This is a genomic window from Saccharomonospora saliphila YIM 90502, assembly GCF_000383795.1.
In the GTDB taxonomy this organism is placed as follows: domain Bacteria; phylum Actinomycetota; class Actinomycetes; order Mycobacteriales; family Pseudonocardiaceae; genus Saccharomonospora; species Saccharomonospora saliphila.
In genome coordinates, this window is record NZ_KB912696.1 from 1 (window position 1) to 4,723 (window position 4,723).

The following is a 4,723-nucleotide window of genomic DNA, read 5'->3' on the forward strand; positions in this document are numbered from 1 at the left end:
CGCGAAACGTGCCCGCGTTGGGGCGTCGCCGGGCGCAGGCAGCCGCGCGAAGGGAGGCGCGGTCAGCCCGCGAAACGCGACACGAGAGCGCGGGAGATGCCGCGTGCGGCCGACTGCACGAGCGGAGCCAGCGTGCGCGGTTGTGCGTCCTCGGCGCGCACGACCAGCGACACGGCGGCCACGACGTCGCCGTCGGCGTCCCGGACGGGAGCGGCCACCGACACGGCGTCGAGCGTCACTTGGCCGTCGCTGACGGCGTAGCCGTGCCTGCGCACCGTCGCCAGCACCGAGCGCAGCCGCTCCGGCTCGGTGATCGTCTTCGCGGTGTAGCCGTGCAGGGGCGCGCTCAACGCCTGCCGCTGGACGTCGGCAGGGGCGTGGGCCAGCAACACCAGGCCGACGCCGGTCGCGTGCAGGGCGAAGCGGCCGCCCACCCGCGTGCGCACCGGAACGGCCTCCCAGCCCGCGATCCGCTCGACGAACACCACTTCCAACCCTTCGCGCACGGCGAGCTGCACGTTCTCGTGGGTGACCTCGTAGAGGTCCTCGAGGAACGGCATGGCCGCCTCCCGCAGGCCCAGGCCCCGGGGCGCCAGCGCCGCCACCTCGTACAGCCGCAGCCCGATCCGGTACCGGCCGTCGCAGCCGCGTTCGAGAGCGCCCCAGCTCGTGAGCTCGGCCGCGCGCCGGTGTGCGGTCGGAAGCGACACGCCGGAGCGCCGCGCGAGCTCGGTGAGTGAGAGCGCAGGGGTGGCCGGGGTGAACGCCTCCAGCATCGAGAGCACCTTGGCCGTCACCGACCGGGTGTCCCTGGTCACCTGCGACTCCTTCGTCTCGTCGGGCACGCGCCGGACCGCACGAACCTTCGACCGTGCGGCAGCCCGGTCCTGTCCGGCCATGGTGGTTTTCATCCAGTGAAAGACTTTGGGCGCATTCCGTCCACCGGAACGCTGAGCGACCGCTCATCGGAGTCGGGGGACCTAGGGTGCCGCCTCATGACCCGCTCAGAGTCGACGACGTTCCTCGCGTCCGATCGCGAACCCCGCACGCCGTACCGCGCGCTGTGGGGAATGCTGCTGCTCGGATGGGTGGTCAGCTACGCCGACCGGACCCTCACCGGCCCGGTCGTCAGTTGGATGATCGCCAACGACGTGGGGTTCATCGGCGAGTCCAGCGACCCGCGCGCCCTGGGTGGCCTGGTCGGCTCGCTGTTCTTCACCGGATACATGCTCACCCAGTACCCGGGCGGCAGGCTCGGCGACCGGTTCGGCCACCGCGAGATGATCGTGCTCTCGCTGCTGTGGGCGGGTGTGATGACGGCCCTGTCGGGCATCGTCGTCGGGCTCATCGCCTTCGTCGGCGCCCGTGTGCTGACCGGTCTCGGTGAGGGTGTCTTCTATTCCAACGACCGCACGCTGATCATGAACCACACCCCGCCGAAGCGGCGCACGCTCGGCCTCGGTGTGGTGATCTCCGGGCTGTCGATCGGTCTGACCATCGGTATCGTCTGCACCCCGCTGCTGATCGACTGGGGCAGCACGCTCGGCCTCGGAACCGACTCGTGGCGGGTGCCGTTCCTGGTGTTCGCGGCCGTGTCCCTGCTGGTGGCGTTCGGGTGCTGGTACTTCTTCCACCGCTACCTCGGCGGCAGGCTGCGGCTCGGCCCGCCGCTGCTGCGGATGCTCGGTGTGTCGGCGCCGCTGCTGGCGGCGGTGCTGCTGCTGTTCGTCATCGCCGACACGCTCCGCTGGCCCACGTGGGGCACCGCGCTCGGTTCGGGACTGCTGGCGTTCGTGGTCATCGGCGTCGTGGTGGGCCGGTTGCGCCGCACCCCCGAGGCGGCCACGCTGCTCTCCCGCGACATCGTGATCATCTACATCGCCTACATCGCGATCCTGTGGAACCTGTGGTTCTTCAGCTTCTGGTCGGTCGAGATCGTCCGGGAAGCCGCGGACAGCTCCCTGCTCTCGGCGGCCCTGACCGCGGCGTTCAACGCGGGTGCGGGCATCCTCGGCTTCCCCGCCGGTGGCTGGCTCGCCGACCGGGCACTGCGCAAGGGTTACGGCCGCAAGCCACTGCTCATCGCGTTCTCGGTGGTCCACTCCCTGCTCGTGTTCGCGTTCGCGATCTCGATCAGCGGCGAGGGCACGCCGTCGCTGTGGCTGCTCGGGCTGATCCTGTTCTCCTCCGGGCTGTTCTTCAACGCACTGCAACCGATCGCGCAGGGCATCACCGGCGACCTCGTGCCCGACAAGCAGCGCGGTTCGGCCTTCGGCCTGCTCAACCTCGTCTCGGAGATCGGCGCCGTGGCGAGCCCGGTGGTCAGCGGGGTGCTGCGCGACGCCACCGGAAGCTGGTCCGTGGGCACGTGGGTCGCGGGCGGCATCATGCTCGCCTCCGCGGGCATGTACGTCTTCGTCCGCGAGAAGCGCCCGGACCTCACCGCGGCGTGACCCGCTTGTTGATGTGCCGTCAAGGCCTCCTTACCTGCGTTGAGTGCAGTGAAGGAGGCCTTGACGGCACGACAAAATCCCCGGTGGGCGGGTCAGGCCGCCTGGGACAAGGGGGTTGCCGCGGGTTCCAGGGCCAGGTCGAGGACCTGGCGCACGGTGCTCACCGCGTGCACGTCGAGCTGGGCCAGGATGTCGGTGGGGACCTCGTCCAGGTCCGGCTCGTTGCGCTGCGGAATCACCACCGTGTCGAGGCCCGCGCGGTGCGCGGCGAGCAGCTTCTGCTTCACCCCGCCGACGGGCAGTACCCGCCCGGTCAGCGACACCTCGCCGGTCATCGCGACATCCGAGCGCACCAGCCTCCCCGACAACAGCGAGGCGAGCGCGGCGGTCATCGTGACCCCGGCCGACGGCCCGTCCTTCGGCACAGCCCCGGCGGGCACGTGGACGTGCACGCCGCGGTCCTTCAGGTCGGCCACCGGAAGCTCCAACTCGGCACCGCGCGAGCGCAGGTACGACAGCGCGATCCGCGCCGACTCCTGCATCACGTCGCCGAGCTGGCCGGTCAGTGTCAGCCCCGTGCCGCCCGACTCCGCGTCGGCCAGCGACGCCTCGACGAACAGCACATCGCCGCCCGCGCCGGTCACCGCGAGCCCGGTCGCCACGCCGGGCACCGCCGTGCGCCGCTCGTCCGACGGCAGCGACGACTCCGGCACGTGCCTCGGCCTGCCCAGGTAACGATCGAGGTCACCCGCGTCGAGCGTCTGCGGTAGCGCCACCTCGTCGAGGGCCACCCTGGTGGCGACCTTGCGCAGCAGCTTCGCGATCATCCGGTTCAGCTCGCGCACCCCGGCCTCACGCGTGTACTCCGAGGCGATGCGGCTCAGCGCCGCGTCGGTCAGCACGACGTCGCCCTCGGCCATGCCCGCGCGCTCCAGCTCGCGCCCGAGCAGGTGTTCGCGGCCGATGGTCACCTTCTCGTGCTCGGTGTAGCCGTCGAGCGAGACGATCTCCAGCCGGTCGAGCAGCGGCGCGGGCACCGCCTCGAGCACGTTGGCCGTGGCAAGGAACACGACGTCGGACAGGTCGAGCTCGACTTCGAGATAGTGGTCGCGGAACGTGTGGTTCTGCTCCGGGTCCAGCACCTCGAGCAGCGCCGCCGTCGGGTCACCCCGGTAGTCGGCGCCGACCTTGTCCACCTCGTCCAGCAGCACGACCGGGTTCATCGAGCCCGCCTCCGCGATCGCGCGCGCGATCCGGCCGGGCTGCGCGCCGACGTAGGTGCGCCGGTGGCCTCGGATCTCCGCCTCGTCCCGGATGCCGCCCAGTGCGACCCGCACGAACCGGCGGCCCATCGCCGTGGCCACCGACTCGCCCAGCGACGTCTTGCCGACTCCGGGTGGGCCCGCGAGCGCGAGCACCGCACCGGAGTGCCTGCCGCCCACGGTCGTCTCCTGCCCGTTCCCCGCCTCGGCGCGGCGCTGCCGCACGGCCAGGTACTCGACGATGCGTTCCTTGACGTCGTCGAGCCCGGCGTGGTCGGCGTCGAGCACGCGGCGTGCCCCCGCGATGTCGTGCACGTCGGCGGTGCGCGTGGTCCACGGCATCGACAACACCGTGTCGAGCCACGTCCGGATCCAGCCGACCTCGGGGGAGGACTCCGAGGTCCGCTCCAGCTTGTCGACCTCGGCCAGCGCGGCGGTGCGCACCTTCTCCGGCAGGTCGGCCGCCTCCACCTTCGCGCGGTAGTCGTCGCCGTCCGAGCCGCCGTCGAGCTCGCCGAGCTCCTTGCGGATCGCTTCGAGCTGGCGGCGTAGCAGGAATTCCCGCTGTTGGCGGTCCATGTCCTGCTCGACGTCCTTGCGGATCGCGTCGTTGACCTTCTGTTCGGCCAGGTAGTCGCGCCCCTTGGCCAGCGCGAGCTCCAGCCGTGCGGTCACGTCGAGGGTGCGCAGCAGCGTCAGCTTCTCCCCGACGTCCACGAACGGCGCGTTGCCCGCGAGGTCGGCGATCAGTGAGGGGTCCTCCATGCGCTCGACCGCCTCGCGCATCTGCCACAGACCGCGCTGCTTCAGCAGGGCGAGCACCACCTCCCTGAACTCGACGGCCAGCTCCCGGGTCCGGTCGTCGGTGGGCAGGTCGCTCAGAGGTTCGACCCGGGCCGTGCGGACGGCCGGGTCCCCGGGCGAGGAGTCGGCGTCGGTGGACTCCGCGGTGCCTGCGCGCGCGTCGGTCACCGCCACCCGGCTCGTGCCGCGCAGCATCGCCGCCCG

At 71.5% G+C, this 4,723-nt stretch carries 3 protein-coding genes; 1 reads left to right on the forward strand and 2 read right to left on the reverse strand.

The window, feature by feature from the left end:
- Positions 1-62: 62 nt before the first annotated feature.
- On the reverse strand, positions 63-911 hold the full coding sequence (locus SACSA_RS0115070) for an IclR family transcriptional regulator (protein ID WP_019818409.1): 849 nt from the start codon (positions 909-911) through the stop codon (positions 63-65).
- Positions 912-995: 84 nt separating this feature from the next.
- Between SACSA_RS0115070 and SACSA_RS0115075 the strand changes: the two genes are divergently transcribed.
- The gene (locus tag SACSA_RS0115075) at positions 996-2,453 is read left to right on the forward strand and encodes an MFS transporter (RefSeq protein ID WP_019818410.1); all 1,458 of its coding nucleotides are present in this window, start codon (positions 996-998) and stop codon (positions 2,451-2,453) included.
- 92 nt (positions 2,454-2,545) lie between these two features.
- Here SACSA_RS0115075 and lon read toward each other — a convergent pair.
- Positions 2,546-4,723, reverse strand: a 2,178-nt coding sequence (gene lon / locus SACSA_RS23195; RefSeq protein WP_019818411.1) for an endopeptidase La, incomplete at its 5' end; no start/stop codon positions are given.